This window comes from Jeongeupia sp. HS-3 (genome assembly GCF_015140455.1).
Lineage (GTDB): Bacteria > Pseudomonadota > Gammaproteobacteria > Burkholderiales > Chitinibacteraceae > Jeongeupia.
This window is the reverse complement of the sequence record NZ_AP024094.1, coordinates 2,360,271-2,377,978: the sequence shown is the minus strand read 5'-3', so window position 1 is coordinate 2,377,978 and position 17,708 is coordinate 2,360,271. Positions and strand designations below refer to the sequence as shown.

Genomic DNA, 17,708 nt, shown 5'->3' with positions numbered 1-17,708 from the left:
GGTGCGTCAGACTTTGAGGATGCGTTCACCGCGGCCGATGCCCGAGGCGCCGGTACGCACGGTTTCAAGGATCACCGCCGGGTCGATCGCCTTGATAAAGGCGTCGAGTTTATTGCCGTCGCCGGTCAGCTCGATGGTGTAGCTTTTCTCGGTCACATCGATGATATGGCCGCGGAAAATTTCCGCCATCCGCTTCATCTCATCGCGTTCCTTGCCGGTGGCGCGGACCTTGATCAGCATCAGCTCGCGCTCGATGTGCTCGGCTTCGTTCAGGTCGATGACCTTGACCACTTCGATCAGCTTGTTGAGCTGCTTGGTGATCTGCTCGATCACGTCATCGGAACCGTGGGTGACGATCGTCATGCGTGAGAGCGTCGCGTCTTCGGTGGTTTGCACCGTCAGCGAATCGATGTTGTAGCCGCGTGCCGAAAACAGCCCGGTGACGCGCGACAGCGCGCCGGCTTCGTTTTCGATCAGGACGGAAAGAATATGTCGCATGTTCATTCCTCCTCAGGCCAGGTTGCCGTAGTCACGGTTGTTGTCGAACGGCACCTGCTGCATGCCGCGCATATGCGGCGGCAGGTCCATCTGGTTCAGGCCGCGCCCGTTCTGGATCATCGGGAACACGTTCTCGGTCTGGTCGGTGCGGAAATCGATAAACACCAGGCGTTCCTTCAGCGACGGGCCGAAGGCTTCCTTCAGCACCGGCTCGACGTCGGCCGGATTCTCGACCTTGAAGCCGACGTGGCCATAGGCCTCGGCGACTTTGACGAAATCGGGCAAGGCATCCATATACGACTCGGAATAACGGGTGCCGTAGAAGAACTCCTGCCACTGGCGAACCATGCCCAGATAGCGGTTGTTCAGGCTCAGCACCTTCACCGGCGTGTGGTATTGCTTGCAGGTCGACAGTTCCTGGATGTTCATCTGGATCGAGCCTTCACCGGTGACGCAGGCGACCTGCGCGTTCGGGTTGGCCAACTGCGCGCCCATTGCGGCCGGCAGGCCAAAGCCCATGGTGCCGAGGCCGCCCGAGTTGATCCACTGCTTGGGACGACGGAACTTGTAATACTGCGCGGCCCACATCTGATGCTGGCCGACGTCGGAGGTGACGATGGCTTCGCCATTGGTAACCTGCCACAGCGCCTCAATCACCGATTGTGGCTTGATGACCTCGGTCGATGGCGTGTACAGCAGCGAGTTCGGCTTGCGCCATTCGTCGATCTGTTTCCACCAGTTGGCCAGCGCATCGGCGTTCGGCTTGAGGCCGGTTTCCTTCAGCACGGCGATCAGATCGGTCAGCACATGCTTGACGTCGCCGACGATGGGCACGTCGACCTTGACGCGCTTGGCGATCGAGCTTGGATCGACGTCGATGTGGACGATTTTTTTCGGGTTCGACAGGAACTGGCTCGGAATCGAAATCACCCGGTCGTCGAAGCGCGCGCCGACGGCGATCAGTACATCGCAGTACTGCATCGCCAGGTTGGCTTCGTACGTGCCGTGCATGCCGAGCATACCGACGAAGTTCGGATCGGTGCCGTCCAGCGCGCCCAGCCCCATCAGGGTGTTGGTGCATGGCACATTCAGGTGCTTGACCAGCTCGGTGACGAGGTCACCGGCGCCGCCCTGAACCGCGCCACCGCCGACATAGATGAACGGACGCTTGGCCTCGGCGAGCAGTTGCGCGGCTTTCTTGATCTGGCCCGGATGACCCTTGGTCGGCGGGTTGTAGCTGCGGATAGCCACCGATTTCGGGTACTCGAACACGCACTTGGCCATGGTCACATCCTTGGGGATGTCGATGACCACCGGGCCCGGGCGACCGGTCGAGGCGATGTAAAACGCCTTCTTGAAGGTGGCGGCGAGGTCGCGCACATCCTTCACCAGGAAGTTGTGTTTCACGATCGGCCGCGAACAGCCGACCATATCGACTTCCTGGAACGCATCCGAACCGATCACCGGCGTGCCGACCTGACCCGACAGCACGACCATCGGAATCGAGTCCATATAGGCGGTCGCGATACCGGTAAGGGCATTGGTGGCGCCGGGGCCGGAGGTGACCAGCGCTACGCCGATCTTGTCGCTCGAGCGCGAATACGCATCGGCGGCATGCACCGCGGCTTGCTCGTGCCGAACCAGCACGTGCTTGAAGTGTTCTTGCTTGAAGATCGCGTCGTAGATTTCCAGAACCGCGCCGCCTGGGTAGCCGAAGACGAATTCAACGCCTTCTTCCTGCAGACAGCGGGTGACGATCTCTGCACCTGAGATTTCCATGGGATCACCCTCACAACTAAATGTTTTAGATAGCCTACTGCCATCCAGGTTGAACTTGTCGACACGCTTAGTCTGAGTAATCGGGTGAATCGCCAGCGGGCGTGCGGGCGGTTCGGAGTGTCGCGCGGTAATGCGGCGCTCCTGTTGATTCTCGACAATCGGCCATGCCGCAAATCCGAATTTTCTACCGGGCGGGCCGCCTTCGATCGAGCTTGTGGCCCGAGTTGGGGACGACTGCGGTGTGTTGCGCGGGCGGTGCCTTTCGGTGCATCGGCTGCCACTTCGGCGGCCGACACTGATCTGGATTGGGTGAACGTGTGACGTTAGCGGATCAGGTTTGGCTTGGCAAGTTTTTCTGGCTTCGTCAACTGTGCTTTGCTAGCATCTGCCGCTTGTTTCAAGCCGGCAACATCGCGTGCTATTTGGCGTCGCAGGCCGAGCTCACGGCCTTTCAGGCCGAGGTCGCAAAATGTGCGTCAGAACTGGCGATCGTCGCGATCCAGAATGCGGATGTTGCACTCCATCCGGTGCAAAAAAGCTGGCTGCGCTGCGCGCGCCAACCGCTGGCGGAGTTGGCGTTCCTCATCCCGGGGCATCTGGTAAAACGCGATCCGCGATCAATACCGGCACGCATCATCCGCAACGGGTGGAGCGTGTTGTAAACCAAGGACAGGTTCCATGAACCAGGCAACGCCCAAGATAACGGCCGAAGCGACTCTGTATGCAGGATGGTGGCGACGCTGTTTGTCCTGGGTTTATGAGCTGTTTTTGCTGGTGCCGGTTTTATTGCTGATTCAGGTTGTTTATCAGTTTGGCTATCAGTCGCTCAGCGGCGCATCGGTCGCCGTGATCTCGACTTCGCCCTGGTTGCGGATGCTCAACTTCACCGTACTGATTGGCACGTCGTTTGCCTATTTTGGCCTGTGCTGGTGCCGTGGCGGGCAAACGCTGGCGATGAAAACCTGGCGACTTCAGCTAGAGACGAGCGATGGCGTGCGCCCGTCATGGCGGCAGTTGTTGATCCGGTTTGTGGCGGCATCGTTGTGCTATCTGCCATGCGTGCCCTTGTGGGTTCTCGCCTGGCATGATCGTGCTTGGCTGTCGTGGGCCTGGCTGGGCACCGCTTGGCTGGTGTCACCCTGGTTGTGGGCCGCCTGGTTTGATCGGCGTGGCCAACTGCTGCACGACCGTTTGGCCGGAACCCGCATCGTGCGCACGATCCCTCTGCGCGCCAAACCATCGGCACCTTCGCGCTGATTTTTCGCTTGTTGCCTGCATTGCCGGCCACCTTCACGCCCTCCCTTTGCATGCAGAAAACCGGCCATTGGTCGGGCGTTATCAGCATGGGTGACATGGATTCGCTGCCATTATTGCGTGCCAGCTCAGTGCCGAGGTGAGGTGAAGCGCCACGGTGTCTCAAGAGTGGCACATCTGCTAATGGTGCTCTGAGAACCGCGCCAGACAAGGCGTCTAGAGCAGATCAAGGCACGATTCAAAGGTGATGGTTAGCGTTTGTGTTTCAGAAGTGAAACACACTCTTGCTGTGGTTTGCTTGGTTGGTCTTGTGTTTTTTCTTTTAAATTCAATTGCTTGCGATTTTCGTCTGATCTGGCATGGCTGTTGCTCAGCATAGCCTGCGTCTCGTTGTTGGGGCGTGGTCATCCCGCAAGGGATCATTGCTTTGAGGAGATTTGTGATGAACAAGCTCGCAATTATCACTGGGTTTGCAATGGCATTCGGTACTTCGGCTGCTTTTGCTGTTCTTGATGACGGAACCGTGCAGGTTCCAATTGCACATAGCGCCGCCGCAGATGACGGTAGCGTCGCCATTTCAAACGATTCGCATGATCGCACCAAGACCACGACGATTACGAAGACCGACGTGGATACCAATAGCAACAACAAGACCAAGACCACTACGACGAGTGATAGCCACAACAAGACCAAAACCTACACCTACACCAAGCTGGACTTCGATTCAAATGCTGATGCGGACGACCATAGTAATGCGGCCAACAACGGTAGTACTGCCGCTTCGTGGAAGGACATTGGCAATACCACTTCTTCCTACAACACCAAGAATTCTTACAACACGACCACAACGGTAACTCACACCAACACGAACAAGATCCATGCCGATCAGAACGCTGGTGCTTTTGCCGTGCCGATCACCCCGGGGTTGGGCGTTGGCGATAGTGGTAATGGTGGTGCTGGCGGTGGTGCCGGTGCCGGTTCAAATGCCGGTGCTGGTGCGCTTGGTTTGGGACTATTGGGCCTTGGGCTGGGGCTGGCTGATGCTGATTCCGGTGCCGGTGCTGCTGGCGGCAATGGTGGCAATTCCGGCTTGGGTGCGGGCTTTGGCTTGGCCGTGCTGGTTTCGGGCGCATCGAATCTCACCGGCAACACCATTAACGGTGTGGGTGTCATGCAAAGCAATGCAGGGTTCGGTTCGGTGCAGCAAGGCCAGAACAACGTGCAGATCAACGCCAGTATCACGCCTTAAGTGGAGCAATGCCGGGGCCGTATTCAGGCCCCGGTTTTTTGGTCCGGATGGCTCGCAATCCGCGCATGCGGGATATGGCGGGCGTAATCTACTTGCTCAGTGGGTGTGAAAATGGCCAGAGTTGTCGCCCGGATCCTTATCGGTATGGTTGCTGCTTTTTCTGTCCCGGCTTTTGCCGGGGATACTCTCAATATCAGCAGCGCCGTTGACACCAATACGCTGACTTCCAACCAGTTGGGTAGTGTTGGCACATCGGTTACGTCGGTCGACCTCGTCGGCGCGCCCGCAGTCGTGCCCGCGTTGAGTTCCGGCAATACCAGCATCAGCAATGTAAACATCAATGGCTTCGGGGTGGTATCCGCCAATAGCGGCAACAACGCCCTGATTCAGCAATCGATCAATGTAGGTGCCAACGTGCAGTCTGCCCGATAAGGGACTGCGCATTTGTTTCCTGGGGCAAGGACGTACTGTGGCGCTGACTGGCTGCGGTAGATGAGCAGAGTGGCTGGTTCTTTCGAGGCCAAATCGTGCTGGGGGTTGTGATGAACACGGTGATTCGAGGCTTGATCGTTGTGGTGATGACCTATGGGGTTTCGAGTGGGCTGTATGCCGCTCCGCTCGAAGTATCTGGCGCCGAGAAAAATAACGCCGATATGCTGGTTTTGCCGGCACGATCTGAAATCGTGGATTTGGCACCGATTACCGGACAAATCGGCGTAGAAAGCTTAAGGGTGCAGAGTGCTGCCAATACGGCAACCCAGACGGGTTCAGTAGTCAGCGCGCTGACGGATGTCACATCTGGAATGAACATGATTGGCGCCGGTGCGCTGGCTGGGATGAACGGGATTGGCACCGTTATCCAGAACAGCGGCAACTCGGTCAGTATTCAGAATGCCACCATTCTGAATGTATCGGTACAGTAGCTGCGTACACGGCGCGGGAGGAGTGCGATGTTGGCTTGGCAGATAAAGGCGGTATGGGTGATATCGGCTGCTTTGTCCGTGGCGCCTGGCTTTGCCGCACCCATGTCGGTAGTGGTGGGGCAGCTGGATGGTTTCCGGGTGAATGTGGCCACCTTCAAGGAGAAGGCTTTTCGTAACACCATACGGCAAAAGTATGATTTCAGTTGTGGGTCGGCCGCATTGGCAACACTGTTGAAATACCATTACCAATGGCCGGTTGATGAGAGCCAGACCTTCAAGGGCATGTATGAGCATGGCAACCAGGCATCGATACAAAATACCGGTTTTTCCATGCGGGATATGAAAGCCTATGTCGAGGCAGAGGGCTTCGAGGCGAACGGGTATAAATTATCCCTTGAAGAACTCGAGAAGCTGGGCGTTCCTGCCATTGTCGTTTTGAACCTGGATGGCTATCGCCATTTTGTGGTTGTTAAGGGCTTTGCCAACGGCTTTGTGCTGGTGGGGGATCCGGCGGTTGGCGTTAAGTCCTATTCGCGCGAAAAATTCGAGACGATGTGGGGGCATATTGCATTTCTGATTCTGAATTACAAAAGCGTCGGGCAAGCGCACTTCAACACGCAGGCCGATTGGGGGAGTGTGACTAAAGGCCCTTTGGCTGCAGGTGTTTTCAATCCGAATCTGGCAAACTTCAGCGTCACCTTGCCAGGGCCGAATGACTTCCGGTTTTAAGCCCCGCGGTAAGCCTGTTTGTGGCTGTTTGTGGCTGTGTGTGGCGAAGAATCAACCGCGAGCGAATGGGGTGAATGATGACCGTCGGAAACACCCAGGTTTACGCAATGATGTGCTGTGCTGTGGTTCTTGGCCTCCAAGCCGGGTCAGCGCAAGCGGATTCGGTCGCGGCCTCCGATCGCCTGGAGGGGGCTGATGTACCAGCTCATGCGGCCATGGCAACGAATGCGCCGGCAGCCCGGCCAGCGGATGGTGCAAATGACCGCATCATTGTTGCAGAGGCGTCTGTCGTCAGTGCCGATACACTGGCCGGCATACAGGGGGGGGCCGATATGGGCCGGTCACTGGCCGTCAATTTCGCCATTGAGCGAGTGATCACCCTGGATGGGAAAATCGAGGCTTCAGCCAGTTTTAAGTGGAGTAATCAGTCATCCTTGCCATCCATCTCTATTTCAACGCCACAGCTGCGGGCAGGCACCGCAGGTTTGAGTGCCGCAGGCGCGACCAATATTTTGCTGCTGGGAGCGGCAAATAATATCCTGCCGACCGCGATTATCCAGAACTCGGCAAACGATAGGAATATCGGCGTGAGCACGGTGCTGAGTGTTTCTGCCAATTCATTTTCGACGGTGCTGAGCAATCGGGTACTCAGTGCGATCAATCAGGGTTTGACCCGAGGCGCTCGCTAAGTTGATGGATGGATCGGCGATGTAAAAAACCGGCGCTTGCTTTTGGGCAACCGCCGGTTTTTTTGTGTGTTGCAGGTAAAGAACGATCCGTATCAGAAACTAACTGGCACCCGAACCGTCATTTGCACCGCCGGGGCATCATCGGTGGTACCGATGCCGAGGGCAAGGTTAACGGTGGTGCTGCTATTCAGGCGGTAAGATAGCCCCAGTTGCAGGATGCCAACCTGCACAAAGGTGGATCCTGAGGGAATTTCGCCATTGATCTTGGTTTTGGTGATGATGCTGTGGTCATAGCTCAGACTGAAAGAACTGCGCTCGTTAATGCCGAAGCCCATGCCAATGGCCAGTTGAACCACGTCACCCGGGTCCACTTTGCCGATAAATTCCTCTTTAACTGCAAACTGATTCGGGAGCAGCGTGTCATCTGCGGCTACGCGGTAGGAAATGGTTTTATTGACGTCTCGCTGGATATTCCACATATAACTGAGACTGCCAAAAAACACGGCCGGATCGGACGGGATAATGGCAGACAGGGTGCCTTGCAGGCCCCAGAAGCCGGATCCGGTCGGCAGTTCTGTGGCCAGACCTGTTTTGGCATCATAAGGAACGTCAAACGTTCCTTCGCCTGTGTCTGATTTGGCACGTATTGCGGCCACGTAATAAGGGCTGCCATTCGGAGGTTGGTTAAGCTGGTAACGCATGGCCACTTCAACGTCGCCCACGCCTGAGCCCGATGAGTTGAATACGGTTGGATCAATCGATCCATTCAGAAAAGGGCGATCCAGCGATTCATCACGGGAATACACATAGGGAATCCGGGTTTCAATTTCCAGTCTTTCCGTTAGGCCATAGCGTACCGCCAATGCCGCGGTCAAGCTGGAGCGGTTTTCTTCCCGGATATCGATCAGGCCTACCGTGACCGCAGGAATCACCGAATAGCCGACCAATGCAACCCGGCTGCCATCCGAATAGGAGTACTGCAGCGAGGGATCCAGAACGAGGCCCCCCTTGGGGGTCAGTACGCCTGGCGCCAGAATATCGGCGGCTTCTTTAAGCGTCATGACGGGTTGCTGTGCGGGCTTTGCTTCCGCTTGTGCTTGCGGTGTGGGCGCAGGTGAGTCATTCGCCGGTTTTTCCGCATCGGAAGCCTGTGCCGCTTGAAGCGGCGTCGTTTGTACCGCGGCCGATTCGGCTTGCGAGTCAGGAGAGCCGGCGTCACTGCTCGCATAAGCTGCGGGTACCGCGGCTATTCCCAAAATAATGATCGTACTGGCGATTTTGTTTGGTTTTCGACTCACAACGTCTCTCCTGTTCTCGGCATTCAAGCAAATGACTGACTGGCGGTGATGTAGGTACGAGTGGTTGATTACCGGGGGAGGGTGCCGCCGCGGCCGATCATTGTTTGAGTTCGAGCTTGTTCATCAAGCGGTATAAGGTCGAGCGCGACAAACCGAGGTGTCTCGCAGTCTCGGTGACGTTCTGCTTGTTGAGTTGTAGTGCGTGTTCGATCAAATCGCGCTCTATCTTGTCGCGTGCGTGTTCCAGCGAGGCTTCTGCGACATTGGTATCGGGCGGTGTCAGTAGCAGGTCTTCCGGCGTAATCAGCCGGTTTTCGCTCATCACCATGGCACGGCGTATGCGATTGATCAGTTCCCGAACGTTGCCCGGCCAGGTGTAGCGCGACATCGCCTGTTTGCCGCGCTGGCTGAACCCTTGAACGTGGCTATTTTTTTCGCTGCTGAAAACCTCGAAACACCAATCGGCGAGGGGGTCGATGTCATCAAGGCGCTCACGCAGTGGCGGCACGGTAATGCGCAACACGTTGAGCCGGTAGAACAAGTCTTCGCGGAAGCTGCGTGCTTCAACGGCCAGCTCCAGATCGACGTGGGTGGCTGCAATCACCCGTACATCCACCTTGATCGGCGTATGGCCGCCGACACGCTCGATGCTGTGTTCCTGTAAAAAGCGCAGCAGCATGACCTGCGATTCAAACGGCAGGTCGCCGATTTCATCGAGAAAAACGGTGCCCTCATGCGCTGATTCAATCAGACCGATCTTGCGTTGATTGGCACCGGTGAACGCGCCTTTTTCATAGCCGAATAGTTCGGATTGAATCAGGTTCACCGGAATGGCGCCGCAATTGACCGCGATATACGGCTGTTCGGCCCGGGGAGAGTGACGATGAATCGCGCGTGCAACCAATTCCTTGCCTGTCCCGCTCTCGCCCTGAATCAGTACCGGTGCATCGCTAGCGCTGACCTTGTGCAGGCTGCGATACAGCCGCTGCATGGGTTCGGATGCGCCGATCATGCCGAATTGACCGGGGTGGGGCTGGCTGCCATGGCGCAGGCGCATTTGCGCTCGACCCCACGCGTGCCCGAGGGTGACCTCCAGCCGGGGCAGATCGACCGGCAGGGTGTGATAGTCGTAGCAACTGCAGGAAATGAAATGACCGACCGCCGTTGAGGCTAGCAGCTCGGGGTCGGCGGCGACGATCCATTCGATTTGTGGATTGCGGTGAATGAGCGCTTCCAGCTCGTCCAGATATTGATCGGAGAAATGGCTCAGGTGGATCAGGCCGACGTGGGGTTTTTCTTCATCGATCAGTTGCTGAACAGTGCCAGGATGGGCGGCAACGATCCAGTACCAGCCGGGAATGGCACTGGGCAGAAACGCCGGATTCGAGCGGTCCGGCTCACTGCCGTACAACAGCAGGGCGCGCGAGTTCACCGAGTTCTCCTCCTTACCCTGCCATGCCTACGCAGTAGGTAAGTTTCATGCCGCCACGTGCTGATCGGAGCATGCTGCTCGGTCAGGGGGCCGTATGAGCCAGTGGCATCGATCAAGTCTGAATCTGCGCGGCAACGTCAGATTTTTTGCGCACTGGCTGTTCCCCAGAATGGGTGAGCACCCCTGCAAAATCAAGAAGAGAGGCCGGATGATGGCGGGTTTGGCAGGGCTGAACGACAAGCGGCAGAGGGCGAATGAGCACTCTGCCGCATGTCTGCCCGTTTGCCGATTTCCGCTATATGTTCGCCTTGAAAAGGCGTAAGGAAGGCGTGTGATCGGGCACGTCTTGGTGTGACTTGATTTAGGACTGACGCTGACTCGAAGACCGCCGCGCCCACATGCCTAGCCCCAACAAGACGACGACCCAGATCAGCAAAATCGGCCCGTTTTTCCAGCGACCGTAAGGGGTGAGACCGATGTGATTGGTGGCCGTGCCTTCAAGCACGCCGCGTACGCGCTGTGGGAGTCGCTGGGTGACGCGGCCATGTGCATCGATGATGGCGGTGACGCCGGTATTGGTTGAGCGCAGCATGTAGCGACCGGTTTCCAGCGCTCGTGCTTGCGACATCTGCAACTGCTGCTCGGCCGCCCAGGAGCCATCGAACCAGGCGAGATTGCTGAAATTGACCAGCATGGTTGCTTCGGGCAGTGCCTGAGCGATTTCACTGCCGAAGACGTCTTCGTAGCAGATGTTCGCTGCCAGCCGGGTGGCGCCGATGCTGAATGGCGTCTGTTTGTCCGCGCCGCGCGAAAAGCCCGACAAGGGCATATCGAGGAAGCGGTACATCCAGCCGAACAGCCACGGCACCGGGACGAACTCGCCAAACGGCACCAGGTGGTGCTTTTTGTAGACCGGCTGACTCGGATCGGTCAGCACCATCGCGCCGTTGTAGTACTCGTCGGCCGCTTTGCCCAGCAAGGGTACGCCGAGCACTAGCGCACGGTTTCCCACCGCTTCGCGCAGCGTATCCAGATACCAAGGCGGTACGTCGGAGAGGAAGGATGGAATCGCCGTTTCCGGCAGCACCACGATGTCACCCTTGGCGGCTTGGGTCTGTTGCAGGTTGACGCGCAGATTGTCGACGTAATGCGCCATATCCCACTTCATGTCTTGCGAGATATTGCTCTGCGCCAGGCTCACGCTCACCGGCTTGCCGACCGGCGTGGTCCAGTTCAGCTGCAACAGCCCCCAGCCGGCCAGCCAGAGCGCGGCGATGCCGGCCCAGCTGCGCGCATCGCGATAGCGTGCCAAAGCCAGTGCGATGCCGACGATCAACAGCCAGCCGACGCCGACACTGCCGATGATCGGTGCATAGCCAGCCAGCGGCCAGACGGGGATCTGTGAGCTGCCGATCTCGACCCAGGGGAAGCCGGTGAACAGCGTGCCACGCAGCCATTCGCCGACGCAGAAGAGCGTCGGCAACAATAACGGCAATCGTAGCGACTCGGGGCAGGGTAGTTTGCGACCTAGCCAGGCGGCCAGCGCCGGGAACAATGCCATATAGGCCGAGAGCAGCAGCGTGCAGCCGGCCGCCATCCAGCTGGGCATGCCGCCAAAAGTATGCAGGCTGATGTAGATCCAGTAGATGTTGGCGACAAAATAGCCCAAGCCCCAGACATAGCCGGCCAGTGCCGCGCTACGTGCGCTTGGCGCGCGGGCGGCGGCCCAGAGCCAGCCGGCCAGCGCTACCGGCATCAGTGGGCCGAGATAGAGCGGCGCGAATGAAAACACACTGGCCGCCCCAAGGGCGGCCAGCAATGCCAGACCGGCAAGTCTGCGAATGACCATTAGTGGCTATCTTCTTCTGGCTGGGCCGCGCGTTTTTCGATCAATACCGAATGGATGCGGCGGCTGTCGGCGCGGACGATCTGGAAACGGAAGCCGTCGAACTCGACCGCCTCGCCGCGCTTGGGCACATGGCCGAAGTGCTGGGTGACCAGACCGGCGACGGTATCGAACTCGGCGTCGGAGAAGCTGCTGCCGATTTCTTCATTCAGGTCGTCGATCTCGGTCAGGCCCTTGACGCGCCAGTAACCGCGCCGATCGACGACGATATTGTCTTCGGTCTCGTCGTAATCGTATTCATCCTCGATATCGCCGACGATCTGCTCCATCACGTCTTCAATCGTCACCAGACCCGCGACGCCGCCGTACTCGTCGACGACGATGGCCATATGGTTGCGATTGTTGCGGAAGTCTTTCAGCAGCACATTCAGCCGCTTGGCCTCGGGGATGAACACCGCCGGGCGCAGCATGTCGCGGACGTCGAAATCCTCGTCGCCAGCGTAGTAACGCAGCAAGTCCTTGGCCAGCAGAATGCCGAGAACATGATCCTTATTGCCGTCGATGACCGGGAATCGGGAGTGCGCGGTGTCGATCACGAAGGGGATGAAGGCGGCGGGCGGCTGGCTGATGTCGATCACATCCATCTGGCTGCGCGGCACCATGACGTCGCGCACCTGCATGTCGCCGACGTTGAGCACGCCCTCGATCATGCCGAGCGCATCGGCGTCGAGCAGGTGACGCTCGAAGGCCGAGTGGAGAATATCTACGAGTTCGCCGCGGTTTTCAGGTTCGCGCAGCAGGAAATGCGTCAGTCGTTCCAACCATGATTGTTTGGGACTGGGGGACGCGGGGTCGTCCATTTTTGGTGCTACTCCGTGTCGGTGCGATACGGGTCATCATACCCGAGCGCTGTGACGATTTGCGTCTCCAGCGCCTCCATTTCGTCGGCTTCGGCGTCGTCGATATGATCGTAGCCCTGCAGGTGCAGGGTGCCGTGCACGATCAGATGGCAGTAGTGCGCGGCGAGCGTTTTGTTCTGTTCCTGCGCTTCACGGGCCACCACCGGCGCGCACAGCACCAGATCGCCGAGCAAGGGCAGGCCTTCAATCGCCGGCATATCGTCGTCAAAGGTGAAGGTCAGCACATTGGTGGCGTAATCCTTGCCGCGGTAGTCGCGGTTCAATTGCTGGCCTTCGTCGCTATCGACGACGCGCACGGTGATCTCGGCATTTTTCACGCCGGGGCGCAGCGCCGCTTCCATCCAGGTTTTGAGTTGCGCTTTGCCCGGAATGCCGGTGGCGTCGGTGGCGATTTGTACGGCCAGCTTCAAGCGGCGGCTCATTGTTTGTTCTCCGGCGTGCGGCGGCTGCGCTGGGCAGCCTCGTCCGCGGCGGTACGCTCGCGCGTGGCGCGCTCGTAGGCATCGACGATTTTCTGCACCAGCGGGTGACGCACCACGTCGGCGCTGGTGAAGTGATGAATGCCGATGCCGCGCACGCCCTGCAACACCTCTTGCGCATCGATGAGGCCGGATTTCTGATGCTTGGGCAGATCCGTCTGGGTCGGGTCGCCGGTGATCACGGCCTTGGAGCCAAAACCAATCCGGGTCAGGAACATCTTCATTTGTTCGGGCGAGCTGTTCTGGGCTTCATCGAGAATGATGAACGAGTGATTCAGCGTGCGGCCGCGCATAAAGGCCAGTGGCGCGATTTCGATCACGCCTTTTTCAAATAGCCGCGTGACCTTTTCAAAGCCCATCAGGTCGTACAGCGCGTCGTACAAGGGGCGCAAATACGGGTCGACCTTCTGTACCAGATCGCCGGGCAGGAAGCCGAGCTTCTCGCCGGCTTCGACCGCCGGGCGCACCAGTACCAGCCGCTTGACCGTATCGCGCTCCAGCGCGTCGACAGCGCTGGCAACGGCCAGATAGGTCTTGCCGGTACCGGCCGGGCCGATGCCGAAGGTGATGTCGTGTTCCTGGATCGCCTTCAGATAGACGTTCTGCCCCGGCGTGCGGCCCTTGAGGTCGGCGCGGCGGGTTTTCAGTTGCGGCGCATCCGGATCGATCGGGAAATCGGCCGGCGTGCGGCTCAGTTCGATCAGGCCAAGCTGGATGGTGTCGATATCCAGCGGTGCGGTCGCCTGCAGGTAGAAGGTTTCCAGCGCATCCAGCGCCGTGCGCACCTGCGGTGCTTCGCCGGAGACGCGGAAATGCGCATCGCGACGGGCGATGTTGACGTCGAGCGCGGTTTCGATCTGCTTGAGATTTTCGTCGAGCGCGCCGCACAGATTGGCAAGGCGGGCGTTATCGATGGGCTGGAAGGAAATCTTGTCGGTATGCAAAACGGGTTCCTGAATCAATGCGGCGCTATTTGAGCGTCAGGACGAGAAAGCCGGCGTGGATGCCAACGAGGCCGAAAATCACCGCTGTGCGGATGGCCAAAGCCAGATCGCCGCTGACTCGCGCCAGGCCGGTCTTGGCCGCAACGTTGCCGGCAAACAGCTCTGGGCCGGCGGCGTGGCCGACCCGGCGCGGCAGATCAGTGCAGGCGGCGGTTGCTGAGGCGGTGTGGCACGACCGGCACGCGCGCCAGCCAGAACGCATGCAGTACCGGCACGATATCGGTCAGTGCGGCGGCGAGTTCGTGCTCGAATTCGGCGAGGTTTTCACCGTCGCTGCTCATTGCCTCGCGCGCTTCGTCATCGGCGCAATCAAAAATCGGCGCCAGCAACTGGGCGATTTCATCGTCGTCCATGGCCGGTTGCCATGCTTCGGGCGCCATCGCTGTGCCGAGCGTAAAGCCGTAGCACCATTGCTGAGCAATGTCGGTACCGCTTTCTTCATCGACGTAAACCAGCGGCGTATATGCCGGTGGTTCGCTACTGATTTCGTCGTCAAGCTGGTTGTAGAGACGCAGGATCAAATCTTCGATGCGAATCTTGAGCGCGGGCGTGGCGAATTGTGGCTGCTGGCCGTTTTCACCCCAGACCTGTGCTAACCATGCTGCGGGCTCTGGCTTGACCGGGCCGATGTGGATGGCGGTCAAAAAGCCATGCAGCATCGATAGATCCATGCACTCCTCGCCGGTAGCATCGGATTCAAGGAAGGCGGCAAGCTCGTCGAGCTCAGCATCAGACAAGGGCGGTTCGGGTTTGTATTTCATGCGGGGTGTGGGCTCGCTAAGGGGTGGAGTCCGAGGTCGTGCTCGGACGGTCGATCAGCAATTTTTCGCACAATTTGGAACAAAAGGTAGAACCGCTGCGCGATCAGACCGTACACGATCAGCTCGGCCAATTGTTCGAGCGCGCCGTTCATCGCCGCCAGCCATGCTCGGACAACAGCCGTGGATGGGCCGACAGCAGCAAGACCAGCTTGAGTGATACCACGGCAAAACCGACGAAGCCGATCGACATCAGTATAAAAAGTGGCGATTGGGTCGCGCTTGAGAAAATGAGTCGCGCGTCGCCGGGCAAGCATAACGATACTCCAGCCGGAGGGCTGTCTGCAGCATAGCTTGCACCGGCGCTGACATCGATCAGATCACGCGTGCTCGTGGGTGACGATTTCGCCCTTGAGGCTGTGCGAGAACGACTGGGTGACGCGTACTTCGGCAAACTGGCCGATCAGCCGTGGCTGGCCGACGAAGTTGACGATGCGGTTGTTGTCGGTGCGCCCGGCCAGCTCGTTCGGGTCTTTCTTGGAAATGCCTTCGACCAGCACGCGCTGCACGGTGCCGACCATGCTCTGGTTCACTTCCTGCGCCAGCTCTTCGATCCGCGCCTGCAGCCGCATCAGCCGTTTGGTTTTCACGTCCTGCGGCACATCGTCCGGCAGATCGGCGGCCGGTGTACCGGGGCGCATGCTGTAGATGAAACTGAAGCTGGCGTCGAAGCGCACGTCTTCGATCAGCTTCATCGTGCGTTCAAAATCGTCGTCGGTTTCGCCGGGGAAGCCGATGATGAAATCGCTCGACAGACAGATATCCGGGCGCGCTTCGCGCAGCTTGCGAATCAGGCTTTTGTATTCAAGCGTGGTGTAGCCGCGTTTCATGTTCACCAGCGTGCGATCGGAGCCGGCCTGTACCGGCAGATGCAGGTGCGACACCAGTTTCGGCAGCGTACGGTAGCAATCGACGATGCGCTGGGTCATCTCGCGCGGGTGGCTGGTGGTATAGCGCAGCCGCTCGATGCCGGGGATTTCGTGCACGTACTCGAGCAAGGTGGCGAAATCGGCGATCTCCTCCTCCTCGCCATCCAGCATCCGTCCGCGATAGGCGTTGACGTTCTGCCCCAGCAGGGTGATTTCCTTGACGCCTTGCTGTGCCAGCCCGGCGACTTCGGCCAGCACGTCCTCGAACGGCCGGCTGACTTCCTGGCCGCGCGTGTACGGCACGATGCAGAACGAACAGAACTTGGAACAGCCTTCCATGATCGAGACAAAGGCCGTCGCGCCCTCGACCCGTGCAGGTGGCAAGTGATCGAACTTTTCGATTTCCGGAAAGCTGATGTCGACCTGGCTCGCACCGCTGGCGCGCTTCTTGGCGATCAGCTCCGGTAGCCGGTGCAGCGTTTGCGGGCCGAACACGACGTCGACGTAAGGCGCGCGCTTGATGATTTCCTCGCCTTCCTGCGACGCGACACAGCCGCCGACGCCGATGACGAGGTTGGGGTTCTTCAGCTTCAGTTCCTTGACGCGGCCGAGATCGGAGAACACCTTTTCCTGCGCTTTTTCGCGCACGCTACAGGTGTTGAAGAGGATGACGTCGGCGTCTTCAGGCGTATCGGTTTTGATCAGCCCGTCGGTGGCATTGAGGAGGTCGACCATTTTGTCCGAGTCGTACTCGTTCATCTGGCAGCCGAAGGTCTTGATGAATACTTTCTTGCTCATTCTTGCAACTTATTGGAGTAACTGCGGTTCCGAAGCGGTCACGAAGGCGGGCTTCGCGAAACGCTGCTTGAGATTGGCGTATTCCTCGTCGCCGAGGAACCAGATTCGCCAGGCGAAACCGGTATTGCGCTCGATCTGATACCAGATCTTGGCCGATTTTGGCGCTTGCAATACCTGTTGGGGAGTCAGTAGCGCACCCGTCGCGTTGTAGATGCGCAGACCGGGGGCGGCGTGATACACCTCGCCATCAATTTTGACGCTGCGCATCGGGCTGTAGGCGTCCAGTTCGCCAAGCTGGCCTGCCGGGGGCAGCATGCGCTGGGCAAAGGCCGAACCGGCGACGGCGACAAGCAGCAAGGCAGCGAAGCGCATGGGGGTGACCGACGAGGTGATAAGCCGGCTATGGTATCAAGCAAGTGCTTGATCTCAAAGCAGGTAGCCGCCGTTTTCGGGTGAAAACGGCGGCCAGCCGACAGCCGTTGATCCGGCACTAACGGTGCTCGACGACCCGGACCTTGCAGGTGAACACCGATTCGTCGTCGGTGTAATGCGCGTCGATGAAGCCGAGCGTGTAGTCCAGATCGGTCAGGTCGTCTTCGAGCGAAGCCGCATCCTGCGACGAGGTCAGTTCAAGCTCGATCGTGACCTGAACCTTGAGTCGGTGGCGTGGCTGATGCTCGGGGAAAGACCGCACATCGCTCATCGCTGGCTCCGTCTGGATGCCTGGCCGGGATTACTTGAATACGCCAACCAGCTTGAGTATCCAGATCAGCACGACCGCGCCGATGATTCCGAATGCCAGCCCCGCGAGCGAAAAGCCACCGGCCGCCTGAGCCGATCCAATTCCGAGCAAGTCGCCGAACACCCAGCGACCAAGTGCCGAGCCGATGATACCGACGGCGATGTTGGCAATTGCGCCCTGTTGCGAATCGGTTCCCATGACCTTGCTGGCCAACCAGCCGATGAGCGCGCCGACGATGATTGCAATGATCCAGCCCAGCATGATTTTTTCCCTGTAGTTGCTTGTGGTGCTTTCAGGGTAGACCGGGGTTAGGTGGTAACCAAATAAAAAGCAACGTGAACAGGGGAGAAAAGTACTCCAGGCGGCGCGCGAGCAGCGAGC

The 17,708-nt window shown here is 58.8% G+C and carries 22 protein-coding genes; 8 read left to right on the top strand and 14 right to left on the bottom strand.

Features of this window, described 5'->3' with window-relative positions:
• Positions 1-6: 6 nt before the first annotated feature.
• Positions 7-498 carry an acetolactate synthase small subunit gene (gene ilvN / locus JLC71_RS11365; protein ID WP_200918343.1) on the bottom strand — a complete coding sequence of 164 codons (492 nt, stop codon included), beginning with the start codon at positions 496-498 and terminating at the stop codon, positions 7-9.
• A gap of 12 nt (positions 499-510) precedes the next feature.
• The gene (gene ilvB, locus JLC71_RS11360; protein WP_200915529.1) at positions 511-2,277 is read right to left on the bottom strand and encodes a biosynthetic-type acetolactate synthase large subunit; all 1,767 of its coding nucleotides are present in this window, start codon (positions 2,275-2,277) and stop codon (positions 511-513) included.
• A gap of 305 nt (positions 2,278-2,582) precedes the next feature.
• On the opposite strand from ilvB, the gene JLC71_RS11355 reads away from it, so the two are divergent.
• The 7 genes from JLC71_RS11355 to JLC71_RS11325 all read left to right on the top strand — a co-directional run bounded on the left by JLC71_RS11355 (position 2,583) and on the right by JLC71_RS11325 (position 7,121).
• On the top strand, positions 2,583-2,939 hold the full coding sequence (locus JLC71_RS11355) for a hypothetical protein (RefSeq protein WP_200915528.1): 357 nt from the start codon (positions 2,583-2,585) through the stop codon (positions 2,937-2,939).
• Positions 2,940-2,955: 16 nt separating this feature from the next.
• A complete protein-coding gene (locus JLC71_RS11350; protein WP_374757598.1) occupies positions 2,956-3,534 on the top strand; it encodes an RDD family protein in 579 nt (192 codons plus the stop codon).
• A gap of 439 nt (positions 3,535-3,973) precedes the next feature.
• A complete protein-coding gene (locus JLC71_RS11345; protein WP_200915526.1) occupies positions 3,974-4,780 on the top strand; it encodes a hypothetical protein in 807 nt (268 codons plus the stop codon).
• A 111-nt stretch (positions 4,781-4,891) separates the two neighbouring features.
• The gene (locus tag JLC71_RS11340) at positions 4,892-5,212 is read left to right on the top strand and encodes a hypothetical protein (RefSeq protein ID WP_200915525.1); all 321 of its coding nucleotides are present in this window, start codon (positions 4,892-4,894) and stop codon (positions 5,210-5,212) included.
• A 110-nt stretch (positions 5,213-5,322) separates the two neighbouring features.
• Positions 5,323-5,703: a hypothetical protein gene (locus tag JLC71_RS11335; RefSeq protein WP_200915524.1), complete on the top strand. Its 381-nt coding sequence runs from the start codon at positions 5,323-5,325 to the stop codon at positions 5,701-5,703.
• Positions 5,704-5,730: 27 nt separating this feature from the next.
• The gene (locus JLC71_RS11330) at positions 5,731-6,432 is read left to right on the top strand and encodes a C39 family peptidase (RefSeq protein WP_200915523.1); all 702 of its coding nucleotides are present in this window, start codon (positions 5,731-5,733) and stop codon (positions 6,430-6,432) included.
• 74 nt (positions 6,433-6,506) lie between these two features.
• Complete coding sequence (locus tag JLC71_RS11325) at positions 6,507-7,121, top strand: hypothetical protein (protein ID WP_200915522.1); 615 nt, start codon at positions 6,507-6,509, stop codon at positions 7,119-7,121.
• A gap of 92 nt (positions 7,122-7,213) precedes the next feature.
• Here JLC71_RS11325 and JLC71_RS11320 read toward each other — a convergent pair whose 3' ends face one another.
• From JLC71_RS11320 to JLC71_RS11295, 6 genes are all read right to left on the bottom strand, one after another.
• Complete coding sequence (locus tag JLC71_RS11320; protein WP_200915521.1) at positions 7,214-8,419, bottom strand: hypothetical protein; 1,206 nt, start codon at positions 8,417-8,419, stop codon at positions 7,214-7,216.
• Positions 8,420-8,516: 97 nt separating this feature from the next.
• Positions 8,517-9,851, bottom strand: coding sequence for a sigma-54 dependent transcriptional regulator (locus JLC71_RS11315; protein ID WP_200915520.1), 1,335 nt, complete (start codon positions 9,849-9,851; stop codon positions 8,517-8,519).
• A gap of 361 nt (positions 9,852-10,212) precedes the next feature.
• The gene (lnt, locus tag JLC71_RS11310) at positions 10,213-11,700 is read right to left on the bottom strand and encodes an apolipoprotein N-acyltransferase (RefSeq protein WP_200915519.1); all 1,488 of its coding nucleotides are present in this window, start codon (positions 11,698-11,700) and stop codon (positions 10,213-10,215) included.
• Positions 11,700-12,557 (bottom strand): CorC family transporter, encoded by an 858-nt coding sequence (locus tag JLC71_RS11305; RefSeq protein ID WP_200915518.1) that lies wholly within the window; start codon positions 12,555-12,557, stop codon positions 11,700-11,702. Before JLC71_RS11305 ends, lnt begins: the two co-directional genes overlap by 1 nt.
• 8 nt (positions 12,558-12,565) lie before the next feature.
• Complete coding sequence (gene ybeY, locus JLC71_RS11300) at positions 12,566-13,039, bottom strand: rRNA maturation RNase YbeY (RefSeq protein WP_200915517.1); 474 nt, start codon at positions 13,037-13,039, stop codon at positions 12,566-12,568.
• Positions 13,036-14,040, bottom strand: a complete 1,005-nt coding sequence (locus JLC71_RS11295) for a PhoH family protein (RefSeq protein WP_200915516.1) — start codon at positions 14,038-14,040, stop codon at positions 13,036-13,038. The genes ybeY and JLC71_RS11295 overlap by 4 nt, the downstream gene beginning before the upstream one ends.
• 55 nt (positions 14,041-14,095) lie before the next feature.
• Between JLC71_RS11295 and JLC71_RS11290 the strand changes: the two genes are divergently transcribed.
• The gene (locus tag JLC71_RS11290) at positions 14,096-14,260 is read left to right on the top strand and encodes a hypothetical protein (RefSeq protein WP_200915515.1); all 165 of its coding nucleotides are present in this window, start codon (positions 14,096-14,098) and stop codon (positions 14,258-14,260) included.
• On the opposite strand, the gene JLC71_RS11285 is transcribed toward JLC71_RS11290, so the two are convergent.
• From JLC71_RS11285 to JLC71_RS11260, 6 genes are all read right to left on the bottom strand, one after another.
• Complete coding sequence (locus JLC71_RS11285) at positions 14,238-14,837, bottom strand: UPF0149 family protein (RefSeq protein WP_200915514.1); 600 nt, start codon at positions 14,835-14,837, stop codon at positions 14,238-14,240. The genes JLC71_RS11290 and JLC71_RS11285 overlap by 23 nt on opposite strands.
• A 20-nt stretch (positions 14,838-14,857) precedes the next feature.
• On the bottom strand, positions 14,858-15,175 hold the full coding sequence (locus JLC71_RS11280) for a hypothetical protein (protein ID WP_200915513.1): 318 nt from the start codon (positions 15,173-15,175) through the stop codon (positions 14,858-14,860).
• A 63-nt stretch (positions 15,176-15,238) separates the two neighbouring features.
• A complete protein-coding gene (gene miaB / locus JLC71_RS11275) occupies positions 15,239-16,585 on the bottom strand; it encodes a tRNA (N6-isopentenyl adenosine(37)-C2)-methylthiotransferase MiaB (protein ID WP_200915512.1) in 1,347 nt (448 codons plus the stop codon).
• Between the two features lie 9 nt (positions 16,586-16,594).
• Positions 16,595-16,957: a hypothetical protein gene (locus JLC71_RS11270; RefSeq protein WP_200915511.1), complete on the bottom strand. Its 363-nt coding sequence runs from the start codon at positions 16,955-16,957 to the stop codon at positions 16,595-16,597.
• 118 nt (positions 16,958-17,075) lie between these two features.
• Positions 17,076-17,288 (bottom strand): hypothetical protein, encoded by a 213-nt coding sequence (locus JLC71_RS11265; RefSeq protein WP_200915510.1) that lies wholly within the window; start codon positions 17,286-17,288, stop codon positions 17,076-17,078.
• A 30-nt stretch (positions 17,289-17,318) separates the two neighbouring features.
• Positions 17,319-17,588: a GlsB/YeaQ/YmgE family stress response membrane protein gene (locus JLC71_RS11260; protein WP_236250873.1), complete on the bottom strand. Its 270-nt coding sequence runs from the start codon at positions 17,586-17,588 to the stop codon at positions 17,319-17,321.
• Positions 17,589-17,708: the final 120 nt, after the last annotated feature.